At 60.6% G+C, this 24,598-nt stretch carries 21 protein-coding genes; 4 read left to right on the top strand and 17 right to left on the bottom strand.

Annotation, left to right across the window (positions count from 1 at the left end; translation table 11 throughout):
* From FPT12_RS26920 to FPT12_RS26905, 4 genes are all read right to left on the bottom strand, one after another.
* Nucleotides 1-5,500: filamentous hemagglutinin N-terminal domain-containing protein (locus tag FPT12_RS26920; RefSeq protein WP_145022453.1), on the bottom strand; the 5,500-nt coding region annotated here is incomplete at its 3' end.
* A 25-nt stretch (nt 5,501-5,525) separates the two neighbouring features.
* Nucleotides 5,526-7,232: a ShlB/FhaC/HecB family hemolysin secretion/activation protein gene (locus FPT12_RS26915; protein WP_145022450.1), complete on the bottom strand. Its 1,707-nt coding sequence runs from the start codon at nt 7,230-7,232 to the stop codon at nt 5,526-5,528.
* 366 nt (nt 7,233-7,598) lie between these two features.
* Complete coding sequence (locus tag FPT12_RS26910; protein WP_145022447.1) at nt 7,599-7,907, bottom strand: type II toxin-antitoxin system RelE/ParE family toxin; 309 nt, start codon at nt 7,905-7,907, stop codon at nt 7,599-7,601.
* A complete protein-coding gene (locus tag FPT12_RS26905) occupies nt 7,904-8,203 on the bottom strand; it encodes a type II toxin-antitoxin system prevent-host-death family antitoxin (protein ID WP_145022444.1) in 300 nt (99 codons plus the stop codon). Before FPT12_RS26905 ends, FPT12_RS26910 begins: the two co-directional genes overlap by 4 nt.
* A 192-nt stretch (nt 8,204-8,395) precedes the next feature.
* Here FPT12_RS26905 and FPT12_RS26900 point away from each other — a divergent pair, with 192 nt between their 5' ends.
* Nucleotides 8,396-8,995: a hypothetical protein gene (locus FPT12_RS26900; RefSeq protein ID WP_256676876.1), complete on the top strand. Its 600-nt coding sequence runs from the start codon at nt 8,396-8,398 to the stop codon at nt 8,993-8,995.
* Here the strand turns inward: FPT12_RS26900 and FPT12_RS26895 are convergent, their stop codons facing one another.
* The 12 genes from FPT12_RS26895 to FPT12_RS26840 all read right to left on the bottom strand — a co-directional run bounded on the left by FPT12_RS26895 (nt 8,996) and on the right by FPT12_RS26840 (nt 23,404).
* Nucleotides 8,996-9,175, bottom strand: coding sequence for a hypothetical protein (locus FPT12_RS26895; RefSeq protein ID WP_145022441.1), 180 nt, complete (start codon nt 9,173-9,175; stop codon nt 8,996-8,998).
* 122 nt (nt 9,176-9,297) lie between these two features.
* Nucleotides 9,298-9,819 (bottom strand): poly-beta-1,6-N-acetyl-D-glucosamine biosynthesis protein PgaD, encoded by a 522-nt coding sequence (gene pgaD, locus FPT12_RS26890; protein ID WP_145022437.1) that lies wholly within the window; start codon nt 9,817-9,819, stop codon nt 9,298-9,300.
* Entirely contained in the window at nt 9,816-11,177 is a 1,362-nt protein-coding gene (pgaC, locus tag FPT12_RS26885) for a poly-beta-1,6-N-acetyl-D-glucosamine synthase (protein WP_145022434.1), read from the bottom strand. Before pgaC ends, pgaD begins: the two co-directional genes overlap by 4 nt.
* Nucleotide 11,178: 1 nt before the next feature.
* Nucleotides 11,179-13,179 carry a poly-beta-1,6-N-acetyl-D-glucosamine N-deacetylase PgaB gene (pgaB, locus tag FPT12_RS26880; RefSeq protein ID WP_145022432.1) on the bottom strand — a complete coding sequence of 667 codons (2,001 nt, stop codon included), beginning with the start codon at nt 13,177-13,179 and terminating at the stop codon, nt 11,179-11,181.
* Nucleotides 13,180-13,191: 12 nt separating this feature from the next.
* Complete coding sequence (gene pgaA, locus FPT12_RS26875) at nt 13,192-15,660, bottom strand: poly-beta-1,6 N-acetyl-D-glucosamine export porin PgaA (protein ID WP_145022429.1); 2,469 nt, start codon at nt 15,658-15,660, stop codon at nt 13,192-13,194.
* A 266-nt stretch (nt 15,661-15,926) separates the two neighbouring features.
* Entirely contained in the window at nt 15,927-17,438 is a 1,512-nt protein-coding gene (locus tag FPT12_RS26870; RefSeq protein ID WP_145022427.1) for a YdgA family protein, read from the bottom strand.
* A gap of 199 nt (nt 17,439-17,637) precedes the next feature.
* A complete protein-coding gene (locus FPT12_RS26865) occupies nt 17,638-18,273 on the bottom strand; it encodes an NADH:ubiquinone oxidoreductase subunit N (RefSeq protein ID WP_145022424.1) in 636 nt (211 codons plus the stop codon).
* Between the two features lie 83 nt (nt 18,274-18,356).
* Nucleotides 18,357-19,805 (bottom strand): efflux transporter outer membrane subunit, encoded by a 1,449-nt coding sequence (locus FPT12_RS26860; protein ID WP_145022421.1) that lies wholly within the window; start codon nt 19,803-19,805, stop codon nt 18,357-18,359.
* On the bottom strand, nt 19,802-20,692 hold the full coding sequence (locus FPT12_RS26855; protein ID WP_145022418.1) for an HlyD family secretion protein: 891 nt from the start codon (nt 20,690-20,692) through the stop codon (nt 19,802-19,804). The genes FPT12_RS26860 and FPT12_RS26855 overlap by 4 nt, the downstream gene beginning before the upstream one ends.
* Nucleotides 20,689-20,898, bottom strand: a complete 210-nt coding sequence (locus FPT12_RS26850; RefSeq protein WP_017478036.1) for a DUF1656 domain-containing protein — start codon at nt 20,896-20,898, stop codon at nt 20,689-20,691. Before FPT12_RS26850 ends, FPT12_RS26855 begins: the two co-directional genes overlap by 4 nt.
* Nucleotides 20,895-22,976, bottom strand: coding sequence for an FUSC family protein (locus FPT12_RS26845; protein ID WP_145022415.1), 2,082 nt, complete (start codon nt 22,974-22,976; stop codon nt 20,895-20,897). The genes FPT12_RS26850 and FPT12_RS26845 overlap by 4 nt, the downstream gene beginning before the upstream one ends.
* Complete coding sequence (locus FPT12_RS26840; protein ID WP_145022461.1) at nt 22,973-23,404, bottom strand: MarR family winged helix-turn-helix transcriptional regulator; 432 nt, start codon at nt 23,402-23,404, stop codon at nt 22,973-22,975. The genes FPT12_RS26845 and FPT12_RS26840 overlap by 4 nt, the downstream gene beginning before the upstream one ends.
* 221 nt (nt 23,405-23,625) lie before the next feature.
* Here FPT12_RS26840 and FPT12_RS26835 point away from each other — a divergent pair, with 221 nt between their 5' ends.
* Nucleotides 23,626-23,808, top strand: a complete 183-nt coding sequence (locus FPT12_RS26835; RefSeq protein ID WP_145022412.1) for a transcriptional regulator — start codon at nt 23,626-23,628, stop codon at nt 23,806-23,808.
* A 7-nt stretch (nt 23,809-23,815) separates the two neighbouring features.
* Here FPT12_RS26835 and FPT12_RS26830 read toward each other — a convergent pair whose 3' ends face one another.
* The gene (locus tag FPT12_RS26830; protein ID WP_145022409.1) at nt 23,816-24,037 is read right to left on the bottom strand and encodes a hypothetical protein; all 222 of its coding nucleotides are present in this window, start codon (nt 24,035-24,037) and stop codon (nt 23,816-23,818) included.
* Here FPT12_RS26830 and FPT12_RS26825 point away from each other — a divergent pair.
* Both FPT12_RS26825 and FPT12_RS26820 read left to right on the top strand, forming a co-directional pair.
* Entirely contained in the window at nt 24,036-24,314 is a 279-nt protein-coding gene (locus tag FPT12_RS26825; RefSeq protein WP_019691151.1) for a hypothetical protein, read from the top strand. The genes FPT12_RS26830 and FPT12_RS26825 overlap by 2 nt on opposite strands.
* A complete protein-coding gene (locus tag FPT12_RS26820) occupies nt 24,311-24,592 on the top strand; it encodes a type II toxin-antitoxin system RelE/ParE family toxin (protein ID WP_145022406.1) in 282 nt (93 codons plus the stop codon). Before FPT12_RS26825 ends, FPT12_RS26820 begins: the two co-directional genes overlap by 4 nt.
* The last annotated feature ends 6 nt before the right edge of the window (nt 24,593-24,598 follow it).

The following is a 24,598-nucleotide window of genomic DNA, read 5'->3' as shown; positions in this document are numbered from 1 at the left end:
GGTTGGACGGGACGGTGCTGTCCGGTAAACCCTGGACACGGTTGACCGTGAAGGCGGTGGAACGGCCAGGCAATACCGTGCCCGATGAATTGTCACCGGAGGTCGAGGGCTGGGTGGTGCTGCCCAACTGAGTCTCCCGAACCTGGCCGACAGGCAGCGCTTGCTGACGTTGCGTCGGGGCAAGGCTTGCGCCACCGATGGTCCAGCTCTGTGGGCCACTGGCGATAGGCGTGCTGCTGCCTTGGCCACTCAAGCGGAATAACCCGTTCTGACCGGTCGGCAGGCTGAAGCCCGGGAGCGCCAGCGGGTTGACTTGTTGCTGAGCGAGGTTCGGTGGCAGCTGTTGGTTCAGGGTGATACGGGTCGAGTACGGGCTGGCGGCAGCGCCGGTGTCGGTTCGAGCACCGCTGCCAACATAGGTATAGCCCAGCCGTATGACGCTATTGTCTATCGTGCTTTGCGCATTGATTTTAAGGGCACCGGCGGCCTGGATAACGGCGGCGTAGCTTTGGTCGCTGGAGGCGAGTTTTTCGGTCTTGCGAAACTGGGGCAATTCAATTTCGGTCATGCCGATAAAGTGGCTCATCCCCGCCTGAAGACCACCCAGGTCATTGGCGTTATAGCCACTGCTCTGGTACCAGTACTTGTTAGTAAAAGCACTGGCCGCGTCATACCAACCATCCGCATCCCGAGTTCGCTCGGACATGAAAGTGCGCGAAGTTTGAGTTTCGCCGGTCTCGATTCCGCTGTTTGCCAGGTTGGCGAGCGTCGCGGTCAGACTGCCGCCTGTGGCGATGGTGCTGCTTTGGTTCAGCAAATTCCCGCCGTTGATGTTCAGATTTCCGCCCGCAGTGATGCTGGATGCGGCGCTGGCAGCGGTGACCACAAATCTATCGCGCTGCACGATCTCCCAGGCATGGTTTTCCTTGCCGCCTCTGCAATCGCCAGCGTTGCCCTTCGGGCCTGCGATACACGCGATTTCGCCAATCCTGGCGGTGTAGATGCCCTGATCATTGGTAGTCAGCACTGACCGGATATTCTGAATCGTGCTCGCCGCCAGGTTCATGCTGCCGTCACTTTGAATCGACGCAGAACTGTTGACGATGCTGTTGGCCAGGCCACCCTGCCCGTCACGGTCGATGCTCAGGTTGCCCAGGCTGTAGACGTTGGCATTGGTGTTGTTGAGGTCCGCAACGCGCAACGACATATTGCCGCCGCTGAAAATCAAACCGCCGGAGTTGAGCAATGCGCCGGTCGTGAGCGTCAGGTCTCCCCCTGCCCCCATTGTCCCGAAGTTCCTCACCCCGCCCGCGATGACCGTCATGCCGGCGCCGGAAGTCAGCCGACCGGCATTGTCCAGTTGGCCGCTGACATTGAGTCGGGTGTCGCTACCGCCGGCGATGCTGGAAGTCACGCTATTGAGGCTCACTTGCGCGGCGCTCAGGCCAAGGGTCCCCTGGCTGCTGAGACGACCAGCGCCCCAGTAAGCACCGCCCAGGCTCAGACTCAGGCGGCCATCACTGGCAATCAGCCCATCGTTGAACCAGTTGACACCGCTACCGACGAAACTGTCAGAGGCCAGCAACTGACCACTGGCGGTTTGGGTGAAGTTGTTGACGTTGACGTTCAGGCGTCCGGCCTGGATCACGCTGCTGTTGGTCCAGCTGTCGGCGTTGAGGGTCAAGCCACCACGGGTCACGATGGAACCGCCGGCCCCGGTGACGTTGGCGGTGGAAATGTCGAAGGTGCCGGTGCCGACGTGCAACAGGCTGCCGCCGCCATTGAGGAAACCACCGACAGCCAGACTCAGGTCGGTGTTGGCGCTTTCCAGAGTGCCGTTGCGGTTGTCGAACAGGCCGCCGATCTGGAAGGCGGTCTTGCCACTGGTACCCAGGGCGCGCAGTTGACCGGTCTGGTTATCGAGGCTGGCGGCTTTGATCGCCAGGGTCGTGTCGCTCTCGATGATGCCCAGGCGGTTGTTCAGGGCGCCGTTGAGGTTCAGGGTGATCTGGTTGCCGCCGATCTGGCCATCGTTGTCGCCGCTGTTGTCGAAGTTGTTGCCGGTGACGTTGACCTGGCCCTTGGCGTAGAGGCCGCCATTGCGATTGTCGAAGTTGCCCGCGCCCGTGGCGATGACTGCATCGCCGGTTTGCGCCGAGATGCGCCCGCCGTAGTTATCGATGCCGCCCAGCGCCGTCAGGTTCAAACGCTGTGCCTGGGTGATGCCGCCCTGACGGTTGTTGTTCAGGTCGTAGCCGTTTTTCAAGACGCCGGTCAGGTGCGCAGTGAAAGCACCTTGCAGGCTGGCAAGCACACCACCTCGGTTATCGAGGTGGCCGGCGCTGATGGACAGGTCACCGGTCTTGGCCAGAATCCGACCGCTCTGGTTGTCGATATCGCCGCCCACGGTGAGGTTCAGGGCGCCCTGGCTTAACAGCGTGCCCTTGGCGTTGCTCAGGCTGGCAGCCTGTACTTGCAGACCACCGTTCTGGCTGTAGATCAGGCCATCGGCACTGTTTTGCACCGTTCCAGTTGCAGTCAGGGTCAGTTGATCATTGGCCGCGACGGTTCCGCGATTACGGTTGTCCAGGCCGCCGGTGAGCAGCGTCATCAAGCCTTGGCTGACGAGTTGGCCACCCTGGTTGTTGATTTGCGTTGAACGCTGAACCCGTAGCGGTCCGGCGCTGGCAATCTTGCCGTTGGTGTTGGTCAGGGCGCCGAGCAGGTCCAGCGTCACTGCGCCATTGCTCACCAGACTGCCGCTGCTGTTGTTCAGCGCGCGGGCGCTCAGGTTGATGCTCTGGCTGCTGGAGATTTCGCCGCCCTGGTTGGTCAGGTCCCGCAGGTGATTGATGCTCAATGTGCCGGCGGTGGTGATCAGACCGGCGCTGTTGTTCAGGTCACCGGTGGCCGCTGCGAAGTCGATCGCGATGGCGCTGCCCAGCAGCGAACCGCCCTGGTTGTTCAGCCCGCTGCTATTGATGTTCAGGTGGGTAGTGGCGTTGATCAGGCCCTGGTTCTGGTTGATCAACTGACCGTTGAGGTTCAGCTCGAGGCTGGCACGACTGGTCAGCGTACCGCCACTGTTGTCGAGGCTGGCGGCCCGTACATCGAGGGCCGCGGCAGCGATCATGCCTTTGACACTGGCCAGTGCCTGGTTGATGCGCAGGGTCAGGCTCTGGTTGCTCAGCAGTTTGCCGTTGCTGTTATCGAGGCTGTCGGCAGCCACGGTAAACGCCTGGGCGCTGGAGATCTCGCCGCCCTGGTTGTTCACGGCCTTGAGGTTCTTGAGCACCAGCAACGGTGCGTTGATCAAACCGTTCTGGTTGTTCAGCTGACCGTGGTTCAGGTCCAGATCCAGCGACGTGTTGCTGAACAACTGCCCCCCTTGCTGATTCAGACCGGTGACGCTGGCGGTCAGCGCGGCGGCACTGGCGATACGACCGCCGTCCTGGTTGGTCAATTGGGTGGCGGTCAGGCTCAGGCTGTCGCCGCTGCTCAGGCGTCCGCCACTGTTATCGACGCTGGCTGCGTCCAGCCGTACCGGCCCGACCGCGCTGAGCAAGCCGCCACGGTTATCCAGATGGGTACCGTTGAAATTGATCGCGGTCTGGCTGTTGAGCAAACCTTGCTCGCGGTTATCCAATTGGCCAACGTTGAGTTGCAGATCCTTGTCTGCGCGGACCTTGCCTGTGCGGTTGTCCAGAGAGGCGCTTTGCAGGGTCAAGCGATCCTTGCCCATCAGGCTGCCATTGCGGTTGTCGAGGCTACCGGTCTGCAGATCGACCACGCCGTTGGCGCTCAGGTTGCCGTTCTGGTTATAGAACACACCCGTGATCCGTGCGGTCAGGTTGCCATCGCTGACCAGGCGGCCCGCATGGCTGTTGTCCAGGCTGGCGGCGCTGATGCTGACGGTTTTTCCGGAACCAAGTACACCGTTCTGGTTATTCAGGGCACCGATCAAACCGATATTCAGCGCCACATCGCCCGTCACCTGGCCGTCGCTGTTGTCCAGACTCGTGGCATTGAGCGTGGTGCTGCTGGCGCTGGAGACTTCGCCGCTGTGATTGTTCAGACCACCGATGTTGGCCGTGAGGTTGCCGCTGCTGGTGATCACGCCTTGGGTATTGAGTACCTGCCCGGCAGTCAGACTCAGCGTACCGGTACTCAGCACCCGACCTTTGTTCTGGTTGTCCAGCGTCCCGGCACTGATGTTGGCGGTTTGCGCAGCGCTGAACGTGCCGCCCTGGTTGGTCAACGTCTGCGCGGTATTGACCGTCAGGTTGCGGCTGGCGATCACGCTTTTGCCGCTGTTGTTGAGGTTCTGTGCGCTGAGGTTGACGTCGCCGCTGGCGTTGCGGCTGCTGTCGGCATTGACCCCGGCTTCAATGATGCCGTTGTTGGTCAACTGGCCGCCGGCACTCAGGTTGATGCTGTCGCGAGCGGCGAGGGTTTGCTGGTTGCTCAGGTCGCCCTGGGTTTGCACATTGAGGGCGGTGCCGGCGTAGACGGGTGCACGGGCGTCGAGGCTGTTGGCTTTGATGTTCACCGCGCCATTGACCGCCGAGGTCTCGGCCAAGCTCAGCTGGCCGTTGGCATCGAGCTGGATATCGCCGCCGCTGGCGATCAGTTTGCCGTCAAGTTTCACCCCGACGCCGGCTTCGGTGCCGACCAGTTTGATCGCGCCGGCGTACATACCGCCAAGCGCCGAGGAGTCGATCGCCAGTTCCGGCTTGGTGCTGCCGTCATTGGCCCGGGCCGTAGCGTTGAGAGTGTCGGCGTTGACGTCGTTACGACCGGCAACGATGGTCAGGTTATTCGCCTGAATCTGGGCGTTGATTTTCGCGCTACGGGTGATGATTTCGAAACGGTCGACGTTGCTCGCGTTGATCCCGGCACCGTCGATGGAGACGCTGCCCTGATCGACCTGGAAGCGGTCCAGACGACCGTTGTCGAGTACCGGTTTGCCGGTGGTCAAGGTCACCCGTGGGGTGTTGATAAACCCGCAGCCATTGCAGCTGATGCCATACGGGTTGGCGACGATCACCCGCGCCGACTGCCCCGCCACTTCGGTGTAACCGTTCAACCGGCTGGGGCTGCCGCCGTTGACTTCGTTGAGGATGGTTTGTGCGGAAACGCCCTGTAGATTCGGGTTGCCCAGGATGATCCCGCCCAGTTGCGTGGCCTGGGTGCGGGCCGTGGCGTTGTTGAGAATGACCCCGTTGGTATCGACGTTGTAGTCGCGGAACTGGTTGTGCGACAGACCGCTGCCGTTGGGCGCGGCGATGTTGACGATCGGCACGCCATTGCCGGCGCGATCCAGGCTGGTGCCCGGCGCGCTGACCACGATGCCGTCCGCCTGCGCCCACATCGGTTGCCAGAACATGACGTTGGCCAGCAGGAACGCCAAGCCGCGCTTGGGCATGCCCATGAAACGTTCACGGGGAATCACGGCAGCAGAAGGCTGGCCGGCCAGAAAGGCCAGTTGGCGAACGTCCATATTCAGGTCTCGATAAAGCGAAAAATTAGAGGGAGAAATCCACGCGGAAATAGATCGGTGCTTCGCGCTCGGTCAACGCATCCGGCCGCTCCAGAGAGTGGGCGAAGGTCACGCTGGCAGACACATGCTGCCCTTTGGCAAACAGCTCGATCGAGTTGCTGGACATCCGCCCATGTTGATCGCCGTTGTAGCGGTCATGACTGATCACGCCCTGGTCGTAACCCAGGCTGGTGCCGTACTCGGCGAACACCGGGCGCAGCCACGCCCAATTCACCGGACGACTCCAGCGCAGGTCGTTGCGCCAGTAGCCGCCGCTGTCACCGGACAACGACTGGTCCTTGTAACCACGGATCGACGACAAGCCGCCCAGGCTCGTGCGCTGCGGGCTGAACAGCACGTCCTCGCTGCGCTGGCCGGTCATCAGGCTGCTGAAGCTCAATGACTCGCCCCAGAGTTTGAATGGCTGCAAGTAGCTCAGGGTGCCGGTGTATTTGCGGTACCGCGCATCCGCGTCCCCAGGGCCCGGATGACCGTTGCTCTGGGCATCGAAGGCGCCGATACCTTTCTGCATGCCCAAGTCGAGGTTGACGAAGGCCGAGCCGACACGCCGTCCGTGGTTGATCCCGAACTGTGCTTCGCTCAAATGGTTACTGCTCAGGGCCAGCTTGCTGTCTTCGATGAAGTTGTTGCTGCGCAAGTGGGACACGCCGGCGCTCAAGGATGTCTTGCTCACGGCATCGCGATAGATCACTCGCTCGGCCTTGAACTGGTGAGTCTGGCTGTCGCCAGTCTGTTTGAAGTTGTAGCCATTGGCGGCAATCTGCGAGCGGTAATCGCTCTGGCTGTAGCTGTAGTTGAAGTTCCACCAGCCCCACGGCAGGTTGTAATCGAGCATGGCACTGCTTGAGGTGTGGTTATGATCGCTCACCGCATCATGACCACCGCGCAACATCAGCTGGTCCGCAAGCCCCAGCGGGTTGTCCCAGTCAAAGGTCGTGCCCCACTGCTGTTCGCCGGTGCTGCGCTGACCTTCGTTGCTGCGCGACAAGCCGGCGCGCCAGGGCTTTTGCGGGGTGTTCTTGACCAGCACTTCGCTGCCGCCCACCTCCTTGCCCGGTGCCAATTCCATCTGCGCCTGATTGGAGGGCAAACGGTTCAACTGATCGACCAGTTGTTCGATCTCGCGCAGGTTGACCAGGTCACCGGTCTTGCCTGGGAAAGCCATGGACAGTTCACGGTCCGACAGCTTGCTGCCCTCCGCGCCTTTGATCCCTTCGAGCTTGCCCTCGACCACCAGCACCTTCAAATGACCGGCAGACAAATCCTGCTGCGGCAAGTAGGCACGACTGGTCACCAGGCCTTTCTCAAGGTAGTCATCGGTGATGACTTTCAGCAACTCATTGAGCTGAGTGACGCCCAGGCACTGGCCGATGTAAGGCTTGAGCAAACGCTCGCGCTCACGGGCCGAAAGGCTGTCAGCACCTTTGAGTTCGATGTCTTTGATCGGGAAACAGCGGGTATCGACAGGCGCTGTCGGGGCCGTCGGCTTGGCCGCTTTGCCGGGCAACTCCTTGAGTTCCTCGAGACGCCGACGCTGCTCTTCGAGCAGGCGATCCTGACGTTCGCGGATCAGATCGGTTTCACCGGGGGAGGGGGCGGCGTGAGCAGGATTTAGTGGAGAAAGGCACAGCAAAGCCAGGCACAACCTCGCCCAATGGGCGGGTGAGAACATGTTCGATCCCTCGATACTGAAATGACAGCAAGCTCGCGAGCAGCCAAAGAACCAAACGCCGGCCTTTAGCCCTGATTTCGGCGAACGCCTGAAGACCCAGGCTTATTCCGAAAAACACTCACGCTGCTGATGCGCAAAACCACGCGCAAAGCAGACCCTGCACATCGCTTTTGGTTCAAGAGAGCGGAAAATTTCTACACAAAAAAGAGACGTGTCTCACAGGACACGTCAGAAACCACAACAGAAAAATGCGAATGATCGCGGCTACATACAGACTGTGCTGCCCCGAGTCTCGCCAGCGGATGACGCTTGAGACGATTCCGACTGGCAGTTGGCAGCTATTAGCCGATAGCTCTGCCTAGGAAGTTATTGATCTTGGCTTCCAGATTCAAAGAGACGCCCTAGATCACGTGCGCCCTGCAGCACTCGCTCGACCTGAATGTTTTGCTCGGTCAAACCATAAAAAATCAGATACCGACCGTGAGCAATCATGCGCAGGCCTCTGGCGCGGTCTTCACGAGCAACACCCAGATCAGGCTGCTCGACCAACAACAAGCAACGCTGGCGCAGCTCATCGACAAACGTTCGGGCCCGGGCAGGATTGTCCCGAGCAATGTAACGGACAACGTTCTGCAGATCCTCCCGCGCCATCGCGGAGAACAACAGCTGCCTCACGAACGATTTTGCTCGGCAGCGACTTGATCAATAATTGCATCCAGCTCCGCAAATACCGTGTCGGCATCTACTGCTGGACGTGGGTCATTGCGGCTGACGGCTATCGCTTCGCGTATTTCTGCAGCCTGCAACCGATCCAGAAGCCGTTGATACGCAGCCTGGGGTAAAAGATACGCCGCTGGGCGGTTATGATTGAGCACTGCCACGGGCTCGGACCCTGCTTGCTCGATCACGGTGCTCGGGCTGCGCTTGAGTTCCGTGATGCTGACTGAGCGGCTAGCGAGTAGTCGCTCCATGAGCAGGCTCCAAGGTACTTAAAAAGGTACCTGATAGTGCTCGATTTACAGTGCAAGGGTCAACGCACTTCAGACCAACTGCCAGCCACATCAAGGGACCGATTTGCACATCGCGCCGGAGTAAAAACGCGACGTTGTATCGGGCACCCTATTTAACCGATAAGGATTGGCCAACCGCCAAGAGAGTGTTTTTTGCACGGACGTTTTTTAGTCGTACTCATCGCCTTGGGCTTGTTGGCGGGTTGCTCGACGACACCGCCAAGAGAGCAAAGCAACCTTTGCAGCATCTACCGCCAATACCCGGCCTGGTACGAAGATTCGCTGAAAATGGAGAAAACCTGGGGCCTGCCGCCGCATGTGGCGATGGCGATCATCAAGCAGGAAAGCAGCTTTGTGCACGATGCCCTGCCCCCTCGCTACTACTTTTTGTGGGTTATTCCCTGGGGACGGGTCAGCTCGGCATACGGCTATGCCCAGGCGCAGGACCCTGTATGGGGCGAGTACAAGAGCGCGACCGGCAACGGTGGTTCGCGTGACAATTTTGACGACGCGATCATGTTCGTCGGCTGGTACGTCGCCGGCACTCAGCGTCAGTTGGGGGTTTCCAAGTGGGATGCCTACAGCCAGTACCTTGCCTACCACGAAGGACGTGGCGGGTTCAGTCGCCAGAGTTATCTACAGAAACCCTGGCTGGTGCAAGTGGCACGCAAGGTCGAGCAACAGGCGAAAGATTATGGCTGGCAACTCAGGCAATGCAGGGGTGAACTGGAGAGCAACCGCAGTTGGTGGTAGTCATGCCCTGGATGACTGCTCATCCACGACATCCACCTCGGACGGTTCTTCCTCGTCGTCATCCTCTTCATCGTCGTCGAGCAGAAAGTCCTTGCGCGCTTCAGTGATCGCCCGGCGCATTTCTTCGCCCTTGATCGGGCAGTTGAGCAGTTGGGCAATGCGGTCAATTCGTTGTGTCACAGCTGGCCTCCAACGCACCAGTAATTGGCTCGATAGTGCTCGCTTTCGACGAACGACGCCAATGCCCTGAACACTCAGACCGCAATAGCCCTGTAAAACATTCAGTCAAACCTTACCGCAGCTCACGTCACAGGCACCTGATCGTCCTTTGCCGCCAACACCAACGCCTTCTGCTGCACCAGTGAGGCCGGCGGGTGCAACTGCTTCTGGAGCTCGGGATCGATGCGCAAGAAGCGTGGGAGAACGTGGCTGACGTCGCCGGCTTCGTTGTTGTGGATCACCATGGTTCCCAGACCGCGCAGCTGAGCCAGATGCTCTTCGGTCAGGTTGAAGCTAATGCTCAAGCCTTTGTCATCGACCACCGGTGCCGGTAGACGACGCAGGGCAAAGCTTTTGCTCTTGCGGTGCTGGTAACGCGCCCAGGAGATCAGGACCACCGCATTGAACAGCGCCACCCACAAGTAGATTTGCAGCGTGCCAAGGGCGTCGAGCATCGTCGATTCGATACCCAACCCTTCGTGGGTATCAATCAATGGCCAGAGGCCGCTTACCAGCAGGTACAGCAAGCCGACCCAGGCCAATACCGTGAATAAGACATCGATGATGACCAGAAATGGTCGTTGACGGGTTCTGATGATTTTCATTTGCTGAACTCCTCGTCATCGTCATCCTCATTCAGCGGCTTGATGCCACGGTCGGGACTGACCCAGCGCGCGCGTTTCTGATGTTGGCCAAACAGGACTTTGGGGAAGCTGACCAGGGTGGTGAGCAAGCTGATGAGCCAGAACACCAGCGGATACCAGACCACCCAGAACATGGTTTTCCACAGCCCGCGCTCGTAACGTCGGTCGATCAGGATGCTGACCGCGAACTGCAGCAGGCAGACCATCGCCAGCAACAATCCGGTGAAGGCTGGTGGCAGCAAATGATGCACGGCGATGGCGGCCGGCATGTCGATGAACTTGCCCACGCCCCAGAAAATCACTGACAGCAAAAAGGTGAAGGCCCACCCGGTGGACAGGCAGTACTCGAACAGCAATGGCCAGAAGTAGCGATGGCGGTACTGCCAGATGCCGCGGATGTTTTTGAACAGCACTTCGGCGCCGCCCTGGGCCCAGCGCAGACGCTGCTTCCACAAACCGGACAGGGTTTCCGGCATCAGAATCCAGCACAGCGCACGCGGCTCGTAGAAGATGCTCCAGTGATCCAGTTGCAGCTTCCAGCTGATGTCGATGTCTTCGGTGATCATGTCCGGGCTCCAATAACCGACCCGATTCAGCGCCGAACGACGGAACGCCACGATCACCCCGGACACGGTAAAAATCCGCCCGAAGACCCGCTGGGTGCGCTTGATCAAACCGATGATCGACGAGAACTCGCCGACCTGAACCCGCCCGACCAGCGTCGAACGGGTTCGAATCCGTGGGTTGCCCGTCACCGCGCCGAGCCGCGCGTTATCGAGCATCGGCGCCACCAGATAGGCCGCTGTGTTCGGCGCGAGCAAGGCATCGCCGTCAATGCACACCAGATACTCACTGCGCGCGGCAATGGCGCCCATGCGCAAGGCCACCGCTTTGCCCTGGTTTTCCGCCAGGTGCAGCACCCGCAGGCGCGGGTCTTCGGCAGCGATGGCATCGAGAACGGCGGCCGTGTTGTCCTTGGAGCCGTCGTTGATCGCGATCACTTCGATGTTTGGGTAATGCTGACCCAGCGCAGCGTGAATCGTATCGGCCGCGTTATCGCCCTCGTTGTAGCAAGGGACCAGGATCGAAATCAGCGGTTCGCCGGCCAGCGGCGGTGGTAGTGTGTCGTCCTTCCACGGCCAGTGGCGCTCCCAGTGCAGCCAGAAATACAGGCCGCCGGCGATCCACAGTCCGGACATGAACAGCGGATAGAAAAACACGAAATCCATCAGAAATTGCCCGGTGACCAGGAAGATCACGCCCAGGGGAATCCCCAGCACGATCGCCAGAACCAGCAGGGCCAGCAGTCTATCCAGCATGTTAAGGATTCCACTTGTTGGAGAGCGCAGGACGCACGGTTTTCAGGTCCGGCTGGTTCTCGAGGAAGTTGTCCGGGTAGTAACCGAAACTGGTCGCGCCCTGACGTTTGAGGAGACCCATCCAGTCCGCCAGTTGCTTGCCGCTCACCTCCGCGGCGGCGCCCTTGTGGGTCCAGTCGCGGGCCTGCAGTTCGAACACCGTGCGGTCCAGCGCACCCGGGCGGGATTGGACTGTCGCCACCAGCGCTTCCAGCCAGGCACCGGATTGTTCGAGGGTCTTGCCTTCCATCAGCGGCATGGCCATCGGTGCGGTCCAGTCGTAGGCGCCGAGGAAGTCGCCGAGGTTCTGCGCGAACCAGGTTTCACTGGACGGGTTGAGCATCGGCTCAGCGAACAGGTTGCGCGCGGTCAGCACCTGCGGCCCGCGAATGGCGCGGACTTTGGCAGTGAGTTCACGGGTGAAGTTGATCAAGTAGCGGCTCTTGAAGCGGCTCCAGCGTTGCAGCGTCGCCGGATCGCCACGCAAGGCGGCCATCGAGCCAGGCAAGCCGTTCGCCGCGTAAACCTTCAGTGCCTGCGGGCTGGCGTCTTCGAAATCCGAGAGCACCGCATCGTCGTGGTAAAGGATGCCGTCGATCGAGCTCAGACGCGCCACGTCTTCGTAAATCTCACCGATGATCCGCCGCACATTCGGGTCAAACGGCGACAGGCGTCGGTACTGGCCGGGGTCAACCGAGGTCTGGCCGCTGGCCGGGTTCCAACGGGTCACGCGTGGCAAGGCCGGGTCCAGCGCGTAACTCAGCACCGGCATCCAGGCGAAGACTTTGACATTAGCGCGAGTGCGCAGCTGCCAGGCGACGCGGTCGAAGAGGTCGGCGCGCACCGGTAAATGGCGGTTAGGGAAGTACAGCGAGCGCACCAGCCCGTCGCCTTTAGGGTCGGCGAAAGCTTGCAGGAACACCGTGTTGGCGCCCATGTCGGCCATGCGCTGGACCAGCTTGCCGAGGTTGGCGTCCTGTTGAACCGGGTCCGGGTCGTAGACGTAATCCAGGTCAACGTGCACCACGCGCATCGGCGCGGTGGATTGCACCGCAACCATGCTGTTGGCGAAGTGTTCGCCATCCGGATCGGAGGACACCAGAAAACGCGGGCTGCTCATCAGGTTGTTCAGTGAATCTAGGCCGTCGTCGAGGGTCAGGGCCATCTGGTAACCCTCGGAACTGGTGATCTGCAACGTGGTGCCATCCGCCGCGCCATAAGGCCAGACCCACACACGCGGCTTATAGCCGGTGGCCTTGCGGATTTTCTCGCTGATGGTGACCACGTCCTTGCGCAGACGCGCCTGGAAGTCGGCTTCGGATTCGTAGCGCCCGGTCGCCGCGTCATAACCACGGGTCGTCGCCGCAGGCTCCAGGTTACCTTGCGGGTTGGCCAGGATGCCCTTGTGGCTGGCGTCGGTGTGAGCGGCGATTTCCACCAGTCCGGACTTCGAGATTTCAGTGATCTGCGCCCAGGTCAGGAAGTCCGAACGCTGGCGCGGGGTGCCCGCGAAGTCCACGGGTTTATCCAGCGGCGTATCGATCCAGGCACCGACCGGCGCCAGCAAGGCGGGCCATTTGTAGGCCCGCAGCACCGGCATGACGCGGGTGTAGAAGCTCGAATAGCCGTCGTCGAAGCTCAGCACAATGGCCTTGGGTGGCAGCTCTGGCCCGCCCTTGCGCGCGGCCATGACTTGATCGACGGTGACCGCCTGGTAGCCGTTCTCGCGCAGCCAGGCGAGCTGCTCGATCAGCCGCTCGGTGCGCACGGCAACAATGGCCTGATCGGGGTCACGATCTTCAACATCGTGGTAGGCGATGCCCAGCACATGGTTTTTTGGCCAGGGCTTTTCATTGGCCGCTACCAGTCGCTGTGACGGCGGTGTGAAGGCTGGGGCTTGCTGGGCGCAAGCGGCGAGCAGCAAGACGCCCAGCAGCAGGATGCAGCGTGTGATTCCAGACATGATCAGACTCTTCTAGAAGCGGTAAGTGAGGTCGACGAGCAGACGCAGGTCGCTTTCGCGAACGCCGTCATAGGGTCGGTTAAGCAGGCTCAACACGGCACCCGCCTCGAACACGTCGTTCCAGCTGACGCGCTGGCCGTAACTGAGCAAACCGACGGCACCCGTGCCGTGGTCGCGCTGGCTGTAGGTGCCCGCACCGGCCTGGAACTGCTGGCTCCAGGCCGTTTCGTAACGGTGATAAAGCACGTGGTTGACGCTCACTGTCGGCAACACACTGAAGTCGGATTTCGGGTTGAAATACGGCACGTCTTCATTCTTCGAGCTGTGACTGCTGGCGACTTCCAGGCCGAGATCGACTTGCACGCCCGGCGCGCGGTACACACCTTCGCGACCGGTCAGCAATGCTTCGAGGCGGTTGTTACCATCGCTGAAATGCGACGGGCTGACGGCCAGTTTCCACTCGCGACTTTCATTGGCGCGCCAGCGGATAAAGCCGCTGCCGCCGTTGGACGTGACATCGCTGTGCAAGGCCCGCAGCGGCGTGTTGGCCGACAGATAATCGAGGCTGGCGCCGTACTGCCAGGCATCATTGATGTCGCGGGCCAGTGCCAGGCGCGCGCCGGTTTTGTCGCCGTTGCCAAACGAGTGGTTGGAGACTTCCGCGTCGAGGGTCATGTCGCGGGTTCGCCGTTCGACGCCCAAGCGTTGCCAGCGGTGATAGCCGGTGCCTTCCTGAAAGTCGCCGGTGGCGAACCCGGCACCGCCGAACAGCCGCCAGTCCTCATCGATCGGCGGACTGTAAAGCACGCTTTCAATGCCAAAATCACGGCTGCCGGTCACGACGCCAGCGCCGCTATTGCCGCCGCCATAGCTCTTGCCGCCATAGGTCGACACCCGCAACTCGGCCATGTCATGCACATCGCGCACGCGCTCCAGACGTTGCACCTGACGGTTGTCCGGGAAGCGCGCGCCGACGTCATCGGTCAGCGCATCGAGCTGACGCCATTCCTGCAGATCCAGTGCGGTGTAGCCCTGGTTGACTTCCAGACCGACATCACGCGGCGCCATGCTTTCGGTTTCCTTGAGCTGGGATTCCGCGAGCCGTGGCCAATCGCGAGCGCGGTACAGATCCGCCTGAGCCAGACGCAAACCGACATTGCCGGGCGCCTGATCAACCAGCGCCGCCAGACGCTGCTCAGCCGAGGGCAAATCGGCGACATGGGTGCCGGTCTGAGCGGCCAGTTGTTGAGCGTCCATCCATTTGTCGTTGGGATTGCCCACGGGCTGACCTTTGAGTTCGACCCGTGGGCTTTGGCTCTGCGCCAGGGTTTCGGCAAGCTTGCGCGCCTCCAGCGGTTGATCGCTTTCAAGCAACGCGTAATACAGCGCGGTGCTGTCTTCGAGGCGGTCGCCGACATCGGCATCCGGCGCCGCCAGCACCTGACGGTACAAATCGACAGCGACCTCAGGCTGACGCTGATCCAGATAAGAAGCGGCCACCCAGCGCAGCGCATAGGTCGGAATTTTCGCGCCTTCGCCGATCAGTTGCTGGTAGTCATGAATGACCTCGGCGGTGCGCGCACGGGCCTTGAGCGCGCCCATGCGGTCGATACGCCAGCGCACCACGTCGTCATGGGCTTGCGCGTCCGGAGTCCAGGTTTTGAGTAATTGGTCGTAATCGGCCAACGCACGGTCGGCGATGACGTAACGTTCTGTTTCGCTGCGCGTGGCCAGTTCCGCCAGACGCACCCGCTCGGCCGCCAGATCGCCTTCGATGCGCCGCAACACGCTCGGGTCGATCAACCCCGGACGCTGACGGGCCAGACGCAAGGCCGGCTCCGGCAAGCGTGCACGTTGCAAGGCAAAAACATATTCGCGGGCAACATCCGGGTTGTTACCGGCCCGAACGAACGCCTGATCGTATTGGAACAGCGCGTCATAGGTCGCCCCGGCGCGGGTCAAGGCATACGCCAGCGCCAGCCGGCGGGCCGGATCCTCGGGTTTGACCGCGACCAGGGCTTTGGTGCGGCTGACGGCCTCTTCAGGTTTGCCGGCGTCGGCTTGGGTCAGTGCCAGCCCGAGTTGCAGATCAGCGTTGTTGGGCTCAAGCACCAGCGCCTGGCGGTACAACGCAGAGGCCGATTCCCAACGTTTGAGATTGCGGTAGGCACGAGCAGTGGCGGTCAGTGCCTGAACCGACAACACCCGGTTGCGAGCCTGGGCTTCATAGACGTCGACCACTTCGCTATCGAGACCGGCCCAACTGGCGATTTGCAAATGATCGCTGACCTGGCCGGTCGTCAACTGGCTGTCGGGAACCTGGCGCAACACGTTGAGTGCCGGGGTGTAATTGCCGGCTCGCGCTTGGCGAATCATGCCGTCGTAGGCCGTATCGGCAAAAGCCAGCGTCGGCCAGAGCAATTGACTGCACAGCGCCATGCAAATCATCGGGCGCAGATGGGGATGGAGGGTACGCAACATTCACAAGCTTCCTGTACGAGGAGAGCTGGAGCAATGGGTTCCCCTGAGCGCTACACCTCAGGCGGCCGGTGTCTCATGACCCAGCCAAGCTATCCTGGGGTGGAGTCTTCCATGGCGACGAATGGCAAAAGACGAATCCGCATATTTCTTCAGAATTGTCCTACACAGCAAAACGCCCAGTCTCTCCGCTAAAGCGAAGGCTGGGCGTTTTTGCCGAGGCGGCTAAACCTGCCGCGACGGGGTGCTGGGTCTGTGGTGCGTGGCGTTTACTGCATCGCGCCAGCGCTGCCGAGCTTACTCATCACGAAACCGACAAACTGTTCGACGGTCATCTTCTGGCCGTTGAAGTCCACCTGATTATTGGCGTAGTGCAGTTTGGAAACGATGTCGTTGCCATCCAGCGTCGCCAGTTGCGTACCGACGGCCATGCTGCTGACCATGTCGCTGGTCGCGGCGGCTTGCTCGGCAACCGCTTTGGCATCGGTCTGGCCTTCCATCTGCGCCTGCACCGTCACCAGGTCGGTAATCATCGGCTTGGAGATCTTCAGATTGAAGTCCAGCAGGGCAATCAATTGCTTGCCCAACTGGTCGGGTGGCAGGTCCAGCGATGTGGGTTTGGTCAGGTCTACAACCAGGCTAGTGCGGCTTACACCGTTCGGGGTGGTGAACGAGAAGTTCTCCAGCGCGACTTGTGGCTGGGCGGCCAGCAACGTCTCCAGACCCGCCTTGACCTGTGCCTGTTCGGCGTCGGTCAGCTTCAGTTCGGGCGCCGGTTCACTCGCAGCGGCAGCAGCAGCGGCGGCCGCTTCGTACGGCTGCAGTTTGTTCTGATAGATCTGTACCAGCGACAGCGTCGACGGGATATCGAGGTTTTTCATGCTCCAGGCCATTTGCGCCGAGCCGAGGGCCTTGTCGTTGAGGGCGATTTCGCCAATCTTGTAATCGGCACGACCGGCTGCGTTGGTCCCGGACTCGGTGGTGGAACTCTTCATTTCAGTGTTCTTGAAGGTCATCACCGACTGTTTGTCGCCAAAGGTCGTCCTGGTGCTGGTCAGCTCGACGACGTTTTCCCCCAGGTAGTAGCCATAGCTGCTTTTGCTGAGGTTGCTGGCCAGGGTCAGGCCATTCAACTCGACTTTCACCGGGGACTGGTCTTCGGCAACGCTGGTCAGCGTGAGGCTGTCCATGTAACCGTCAGCCTTGACCTTCTGTGCCTGGGCGCTGGCCGACACGTCGAGGTTCAGGCCGGAAAATTTCAGCTTGGACTTGTCGTCCAGTGCCGTTTCGACGGGCAGCAATTCAAGGTTGCCGCTGGTGGCACGGTCATAGCCGATGTTGACCACACCCTTGAGTGGAGACGCGTCCTTGGTGGCGGCGAACCATTTTTCGGTGGTCGGGGTCTTTTCCAGCGAGTAGTGACTGGTGGCCATGACCGGCAGCCATTTCAGTGACACCAGACGCGAGAATGGCAGCGGGCCGTGTTCGATGTGGTCAACGAACAGCAGCTCTACGCCTTCAGGGTTCTCACCGAACATTTCGCCCTGGCCCTTGAGGCGGTAGTGCGCGGTACTGCTGAACAATTGGCGATCCAGCGACACCAGTTCCAGGGTCGCGGTGCCTTTGGAGCCGACCATCGCGGTTTGCAGCTCTTTGTTGGCGTCGGCAATCGAGGTTTGCAGCACCCCTTCCAGTTTCGTACCGGTGTACCAAGCGCCGCCGGCGCTGATTGCACCGATGGCAACGACGATTCCCAGAAGCACGCCTGCTGATTTATTCATGAATGACCCGATCAATGTCCGTTGTTGAAAGTGTGGTCGTCTTCCCTGAACCCTCAACGGGTTGCGGCTCGACTCCGCTAAAAGTGCGAAGAGATTAGCATTTGTGCCGTGGAGCGGCCCAATGATTAAAGGTGAAAGTGTGTAGAGGCGCAGAAGAGTGATCGTTCCCACGCTCTGCGTGGGAACGATCGATTTCGAATCAGGAATACTGCACTTCAATCTCATCGAGCTGATGATCAAAGCTTTTCAGCCGTGCGGTCCAGGTGTAGACCAGCACTTCAAAATCCCGATTGATCACCGCGCCATTCGGTGATTCCGAGCGCGGGTCGCAAAAGTCCAGTTGATAGCGTTCGCGGGCCATGGCGTTGGCCACGTCAGACAGTTCGCGGGCGTTGTTCAGCCAGTGCCAGCCTTCGTCGGTGATCTGCTTGTCGAGGGCCAGGCATTGGGTTTTCAGGGCTTCGAGGCTTTTTTCCAGCGGGGTCCCGGTGAGTTCGCCCATGACTTCCTGGAAAGTGCGCCCCGGTTGCCAGTAACTGCCCCAGAAATACCGGTCGAATACCGTTTCAACCCGGCGCAACGCGACCTTGGTGTCCCAGATCATCACCAGGGTCTTGCCTTGTTCGAGTTGTTTTTTCTTGATCCGCCGGGTTTGCAGCGAAGCCCAGGCGACGACTGCGATCGACATCACCCCGATCAGCGCACTGGCACTGTCGAGAAAGATCAAAGCCTTATCAATCTGGTGCGCCAGCATCACGCCATAAAAATACGTAGCCGAGAGCAGCACCAGCGCGACAATTGCGCACCAGAAGCCGGGAGCATAAGGGTTTTTCATTATTGGAATCCCCATGGCCAATGCGAGCTTTGACGGCCGGACCCGCCTGCGCGAACCCGACATGTAAAAGCATAGCAACGGCCTCAGGGTTTCGTCGGCTGTGAACCTTGCGTTCGTCCGCTTTCCCAACCACCGCCCAGCGCCAGAAACAAATCGATCTGGCTCATGGCAACCTGAGTATTGGCGGTCGCCACCTGTGCACGCACGTCGGTGTAGGTGCGGGTTGCCTGCAAATCGGCGAGGAACGACGCCCGACCCGCCTGGAAGAAGCGGTGTGTCTGATCCGCCGCCAGCTGTGCCGATTGCTCGGCATCGACCAGGGCATCGCGGCGCTGCAACAGCGCGGAATACTGCGCCAGACCGGTCTGGGTTTCGCGGATCGCGTTCAACACCACCCCGTCAAAGTGCGCCAGCGCGCCTTGGGTCGCCGCTTCGGCCTCCCGTACACGTGCCCGGGAGCCGTTGGACGGCACTGTCCAGGTCAGCAACGGGCCGAAACCCCAGCGATTGGTTTGTGGTTGACCGAGGTGATCGAGAATACCCACGGTGCCGACGGTCGCCCCGATGCTGATATCCGGGTAAAGCGCACCGGTAGCCACGCCGATGTCCGCCGTCGCGGCCGCCAGCTGACGTTCGGCCTGACGCACATCCGGTCGCCGTTTGAGCAAGGTGGCACCGTCACCGACCGGCAACAATTGCGCAATCTTTGGCAGCTCATGGCAACTGCTGGTCCCGGCGGGCAATTGATCTACCGGTTTAGCCAACAGCATCGACAAACGGAACAGCCCGGCCTGACGGGCGGCTTCATAGCGCGGCATATCGGCGCGCAAGGATTTGAACTGGGTTTGCGAACGGGTGACCTGGGTTTCGTCGCCGCGCCCGGCATCGCGCAGCCGCTGAGTCAGCGCAGTGCTCTGGCCTTGCAGGTCCAGTGAGTGCTCGGCGATTTCACGCTCTTCGTTGGCCGCGCAGACTTGGGTATACGCACGCACGACGTCGGCGACCAGGGTGATGCGCGCGGTGTCTGCTGCGGCTTGCGTCGCATCGGCATTGGCCTTCGCCGCTTCGATGCCGCGCTGCAACGTGCCAAACAGATCGAACTGATAAGAGGTGGTGATGCCGATGTCACCGACATTGGCCACTGGAACCTTTTCCGGTATCAGAAATGCCTCGCCAGACTCCTGCAAACGCTGGGCGCCGACCTTCACGCCACCGCTCCAGCCGCCCGCCGACTCGGCTTGTTCGACCCGGGCACGGGCGCGCGACAGGTTGGCTGCCGCCACCCGCAAATCGGTGTTGGTGGCCATGGCCTGGCGCACCAGCGCATCCAGACGCGGGTCCTGATACAACCGCCACCAGTCGCCCGGCACCGGCGCCGACACCACGTTTTTACCGTGCGCGGTCAGATCGCCCTGAAAGTCCTCGCGGTGCACCGCAGCCTCTTTGGGCAAATGGTAATCCGGGCCGACCACCTGACAGGCCGACAGCAGCAAGCCGAGCCCGGCCGTCGCTAAACAGGCGACCGCTTTCATTGCTCCGGCTCCTGCTCGGGTTTGTCGCCGATGATCGACACGGTCGCGGTCCGCCCGGCAATCATGCGGAAATCTGCCGGCACGTCATCGAAGGCAATTCGTACCGGAATCCGCTGCGCCAGACGCACCCAACTGAATGCCGGGTTAACGTTGGGCAGCAGGTTCGAACCGCTGCTGCGGTCACGGTCTTCAATGCCGGCGACGATGCTTTCGACATGCCCGCGCAACCGTGCGCGGTCGCCAATCACGCGGATATCGACACCTTGGCCGACATGAATGCCGTCGAGTTTGGTTTCTTCAAAATAGCCATCGATGTGGAAGGAGTTGCTGTCCACCACCGACAACACCGGACGCCCGGCGGTGACGAACTCCTGAGTACGCGGTGCGCGGTCGTTGACGTAACCGTCCACCGGGCTGCGGATTACCGAGCGGTCGAGGTTGAGCTGGGCACTGTCCACCGACACTTGAGCCTCGGACAACGCCACCTCGGCGCGGGCCACGCGGGACTGGCTTTCTTCCAGTTGCTCGCCCGGCACCAGATTGCCCAGCCCCCGGTTACGCTTGGCTTCCCGTTGCGCCTGAGCCAGGGTTTCCTGACGGTCGGCAACCGCGGCCTTGGCTTGACGCAGCGCCAGCTTGAAACGGTCCTGATCGATGCTGAACAACACCTGGCCGCGCTTCACCGGTTGGTTGTCACGCACTTCCACTTGCTGGATCAGCCCGGAAACGTCCGGGGCGATCTGCACGATATCTGCGCGAATGTGCCCGTCACGGGTCCATGGAGCAAACATGTAATACATCACCATGCGCCAGACCACGACGACCGCGAAGGTCACCACCAACAAGGTCAACACCACACGGCCAAGGGTCAAAATAGGTTTTTTCATGTCATCAGGTATCGACTGAGTGAGTCCACGGCGCCGAGCAGCAAGGCGTAAAGACCCACGTTGAACAATGCCCGGTGCCAGACCAGACGATAAAAGTGCAGGCGCGTCAGTAACCCGTGCACCACCAGGTACAGCACGTACGTAATGCCCATCAGCACCAGCAACGTGGGCAGGAACACCCCGCTGATGTCCAGATCACCGATCATAAAGGCGCTCCATCGATACCATGGGGAAACGGTTCATCGGCCTCACCGCTGCCGATGAATTCCACGCCCGGCAACAGCGCCAGACGCAGACCGGCGAGGGCGTGCAGCAGGTGCAGGCGGGTTTCGCCGTCCCCTTCCAGGCCTTGGCCATTGAGGGCGCGCCGGGTGCGATCCAGAGTCATCAGCAACGGCGCTGGTGCCGGCAAGCGTTCGCCAGCCTTGAGACAGGCCTTGAAGTACTCGCCGACCTCGGCCACCACCTGCCGCAGCAAGACGTTTGGTACACCCAACACCCGGGGCGCGTAGGCCAGCAAGTCCAGCAGGTTCAGCGCCACACGGACTTCGCGCAGCGCTATGCCGGTGTCCTGACCGGTGATCGCCAGGCGTGGCAAATGCTGCATCAGCCGATCGAGCATCTGCACACCCAGGTACCGGTGTTCGGCGAGGTTCGCAGGCGTAGTCATGCCGACGATGTCGCGCCAGCTGAAACGGGTCAGGCGCTTGGCCGCCAGCTCTGAACCAAAGGGCCGCGCCACCAGGGTCCAGATAAAAGCAAACAACAAGCCGATGGGGCCGGCGAGGTTGGAGTTGGCGAAGCTCAAAAAGTCCGCGTCGTAGGCGCCCTGGATGCTGATAAAGGACGAGGTGTTGACGATGGTCAGCAGCATGCCGAGGTAAAAACGCGGGTTTACGGTCAGGGTGCCGACGCAGATAAACGGCACGGCGAATGCGAGCACCAGCATTGGAAAGTCATGCAGGTTCGGCAAAATCAAAAACAGATAAAGGCTGGCGAACAACACCGACATCGCGGTCCAGAAAAAGAACCGGTAAATCTGCGGTGCCGGGTCGTCCATCGCAGCGAAAAAGCTGCACGCCACCGCCGCCAGAATCACCGCGCTGCCGCCGTCGGTCCAGCCGAGCAGAATCCACAGCACCGAGGCGACGATGATCGCCAGCACCGTCGACGCCGCCGAATACAGCATCAGCCCACGGTCGAGAAAAGGCGTCAGCCGGCCCAGCCGCCAATGCCGGTAAACGGCGCGCCAGTTGTCCTGGCTTTCGCAACGAATCGCTTCTTGCAGGCTGCGCAGGTCTTGCCACAAATCGATCCATTCACCCAGGCGATACAGCGCGTTGGAAAACAGCAGTTGCTTGCGATCATCCAGCGCTTCGGCGCTCGGTTGCAGGGCTTCGAGCTGAGTGCGCAACGCTTGCCAGCGTTCGACCGAAGCGTCTTTGCTGTCGAGCCATTCAACGCTCGCGGCCAGCAGCGGCGCGAACTTGTCCACAAGCTCGGGCGTGCGGCGCTGCAAGGCATACAGCGCATCGTCCAGCGCATCCACCACCGGCAACAGATGAATCATCCGCCCACGCAGTTCCTTGGTGTTGCGCACGGTTTGCGGCCGCGCGCCTTCGTGGGGCAACTGGCCGATCATCAATTCCAGGGAGTTGAACGTGGCAACCATCGAGGCGCGCAAGGTGCTGACCTCGTCGGGCTGCACATTACGGGTCAGGAAGCGCTGGCTGTAGGTCACCGCATCGCTGAACCACTTGCTGACGGAGTCATCGAACACCGGCGCCAGCCGCCGTGGCCAGAACATACTGCCAACCACCGCTGCGCAGACGATGCCGAGGAAGATCTCCTCGGTCCGCGCTTCCGCCACATCCCACACCGCCAACGGGTTATCCACCACCGGCAGGGCGATCAGCGGCAAGGTGTAACCGGCGAGCATCAGCGCGTAGTTATTCGCCGTGCGCAAATGCATCGACAAAAACAGCAGGATGCCGGTCCACAGCGCGATGACCAGCACCAGCACATACGGGCTCTGAACGAACATCGGCACAAACAGCAACGCCGCTGCCGCACCGGTCAAGGTGCCAATGGCGCGGTACAAGGCCTTGGAACTGGTCGGCCCGACGAACGGACTGGAAACGATATACACCGTGGCCATCGCCCAATACGGACGCGGCATTTGCATGAGCATGGCGATGTACAACGCGATCATCGACGCGGCGAAGGTACGTACACCGTAAAACCAGTCGCGGGCCGGCGGTATGCCGCTAAAAAATCCGTTCACGAGGGGGTCACCGGTAACTGCTGCTCTGCCGTCTCGAACGCGCGAATCACCCGCAACGCCGCCTCCAGATCCGCCGGATCAATACCTTCGAGCACCACACGACGCAAGCGCACCAACTCGGCTTCCACCGCTTGCACCAACTCACGGCCGGTATCGGTCAGGCTCAGGCACTTGGCGCGACGATCAAGGGGATCTTCGCTGCGGCAGACATACCCGGACTGGCACAACTGATCGAGCAAACGCACCAGCGACGGGCTCTCCATCCCCGCCGCCTGCGCCACCGTCACCTGCCGCACACCCTCGCCCAGCCGCCCGATCATCAACAACGGGACGGCGCAGGCTTCGGAAATGCCGTAGTTGACCAGCGTGGTCTGGCAGATTTTCCGCCAATGCCGCGCGGCCACCACCATGGCACTGCTGATGTTCATCTGAAGGGCGTCGAGGGTCTGGGACACGAGAACTCGCACACTGTTAGTTTGCTAACTATCAATATCGCATTGGAGGGGAAATTCAGTCAAGTTTTGAAACAATTCTTTGATCATTGCCGCAACGGTATCGAGCGACCCTGAGATTACGAACGGTAGCCAGGTTTTCACTGCTACGTCGGCGCCGAAATTCAAAGCAGCCAGATCAAGAGGGAAACTACCTGATGGACATCAAACCTATCCAAAGCGATGAGGACCTCGCGAACGCACTTTCGCGAATCGAGCAGTTATGGGGTGCGGCGCTGACATCGCCAGAAGGCAATGAGCTGGAGGCATTAGCGGCGCTCGTCAAAATTTATGAGGACGAGCATATGAGCATTCCCGCATCTTGCGCAGGAACGCTCTAAAACGACCTCAGCTCGCTTGCGCTGCCTGTGCGGCCAAGCGGTGTTGCAGCTCTTCCATCAAATCCAGCCCATCGCGCAATGACACGTACGCGGCATTGATCAGGCGGTAGAAGTCTTTGTCGTTGAGATCGCGAATTCGTCCACTCGTCGCGGCAACATCTGAGCAGTGATGAATATGTACTGAAGACGTATATACTTTTTCAGTACACAAGCCCGGAAAGCAGACCATGTCGAAACAAGCCGTTTTCACGATGAAACTTGAACCCGAACTGCGCGAACAGTTCATGGCTGAAGCAGAAGCGTCCCATCGGCCAGCGTCGCAAATTGTCCGGGAAATGATGCGTCAGTTTGTTCAAACACAACGAGAGTCGCGTGAGTACGAGGCATTCTTGCAACGTAAAGTCGACATCGCGCGAGTCTCTATGCGGGCAGGCGAAGGCCTGACAAACGATGAAGTAGAAGCCGAATTTGCTGCCAGGCGTACTCAAGCAGCCAGACAAGGATGAGGATAATTTGGACGCCAGCCGCGGCACAGGATCGTGCAGACATTTGGGACTATCTCCACTCAGTAAACCCACGAGCAGCCATCGAGATGGACAACCGATTCAGCGAATCGGTTTCTCGCCTCTCACTCCACCCTGAATGCGGTCCTGCCGGGACGATTTCCGGTACTCGCGAATTGATACCTCATCAAAGTTATCGACTGGTCTATCAACTGGATCAGGGAACAGCATGGATACTCGCCTTGGTGCATACCTCGCGCCAATGGCCGCTTGAGAAATGAGCATTC

Source organism: Pseudomonas sp. H3(2019) (assembly GCF_007713465.1).
GTDB lineage: Bacteria > Pseudomonadota > Gammaproteobacteria > Pseudomonadales > Pseudomonadaceae > Aquipseudomonas.
This window is presented reverse-complemented; position numbering and strand designations above follow the sequence as displayed.

Bases quoted from the DNA above. Each gene is read 5' to 3' on its own strand.
- FPT12_RS26840 (WP_145022461.1), bottom strand. From the start codon at position 23,404: ATGAACATCAGCAGTGCCATGGTGGTGGCCGCGCGGCATTGGCGGAAA.
- pgaD (WP_145022437.1), bottom strand. From the start codon at position 9,819: ATGAAAATCATCAGAACCCGTCAACGACCATTTCTGGTCATCATCGAT.
- FPT12_RS26905 (WP_145022444.1), bottom strand. From the start codon at position 8,203: ATGGAGCGACTACTCGCTAGCCGCTCAGTCAGCATCACGGAACTCAAG.
- FPT12_RS26855 (WP_145022418.1), bottom strand. From the start codon at position 20,692: ATGAAAAAACCTATTTTGACCCTTGGCCGTGTGGTGTTGACCTTGTTG.
- FPT12_RS26850 (WP_017478036.1), bottom strand. From the start codon at position 20,898: ATGATCGGTGATCTGGACATCAGCGGGGTGTTCCTGCCCACGTTGCTG.
- pgaA (WP_145022429.1), bottom strand. From the start codon at position 15,660: ATGTTGCGTACCCTCCATCCCCATCTGCGCCCGATGATTTGCATGGCG.
- pgaC (WP_145022434.1), bottom strand. From the start codon at position 11,177: ATGCTGGATAGACTGCTGGCCCTGCTGGTTCTGGCGATCGTGCTGGGG.
- FPT12_RS26915 (WP_145022450.1), bottom strand. From the start codon at position 7,232: ATGTTCTCACCCGCCCATTGGGCGAGGTTGTGCCTGGCTTTGCTGTGC.
- FPT12_RS26830 (WP_145022409.1), bottom strand. From the start codon at position 24,037: ATGGTCTGCTTTCCGGGCTTGTGTACTGAAAAAGTATATACGTCTTCA.
- pgaB (WP_145022432.1), bottom strand. From the start codon at position 13,179: ATGTCTGGAATCACACGCTGCATCCTGCTGCTGGGCGTCTTGCTGCTC.
- FPT12_RS26825 (WP_019691151.1), top strand. From the start codon at position 24,036: ATGTCGAAACAAGCCGTTTTCACGATGAAACTTGAACCCGAACTGCGC.
- FPT12_RS26835 (WP_145022412.1), top strand. From the start codon at position 23,626: ATGGACATCAAACCTATCCAAAGCGATGAGGACCTCGCGAACGCACTT.
- FPT12_RS26860 (WP_145022421.1), bottom strand. From the start codon at position 19,805: ATGAAAGCGGTCGCCTGTTTAGCGACGGCCGGGCTCGGCTTGCTGCTG.
- FPT12_RS26865 (WP_145022424.1), bottom strand. From the start codon at position 18,273: ATGAAAAACCCTTATGCTCCCGGCTTCTGGTGCGCAATTGTCGCGCTG.
- FPT12_RS26820 (WP_145022406.1), top strand. From the start codon at position 24,311: ATGAGGATAATTTGGACGCCAGCCGCGGCACAGGATCGTGCAGACATT.
- FPT12_RS26870 (WP_145022427.1), bottom strand. From the start codon at position 17,438: ATGAATAAATCAGCAGGCGTGCTTCTGGGAATCGTCGTTGCCATCGGT.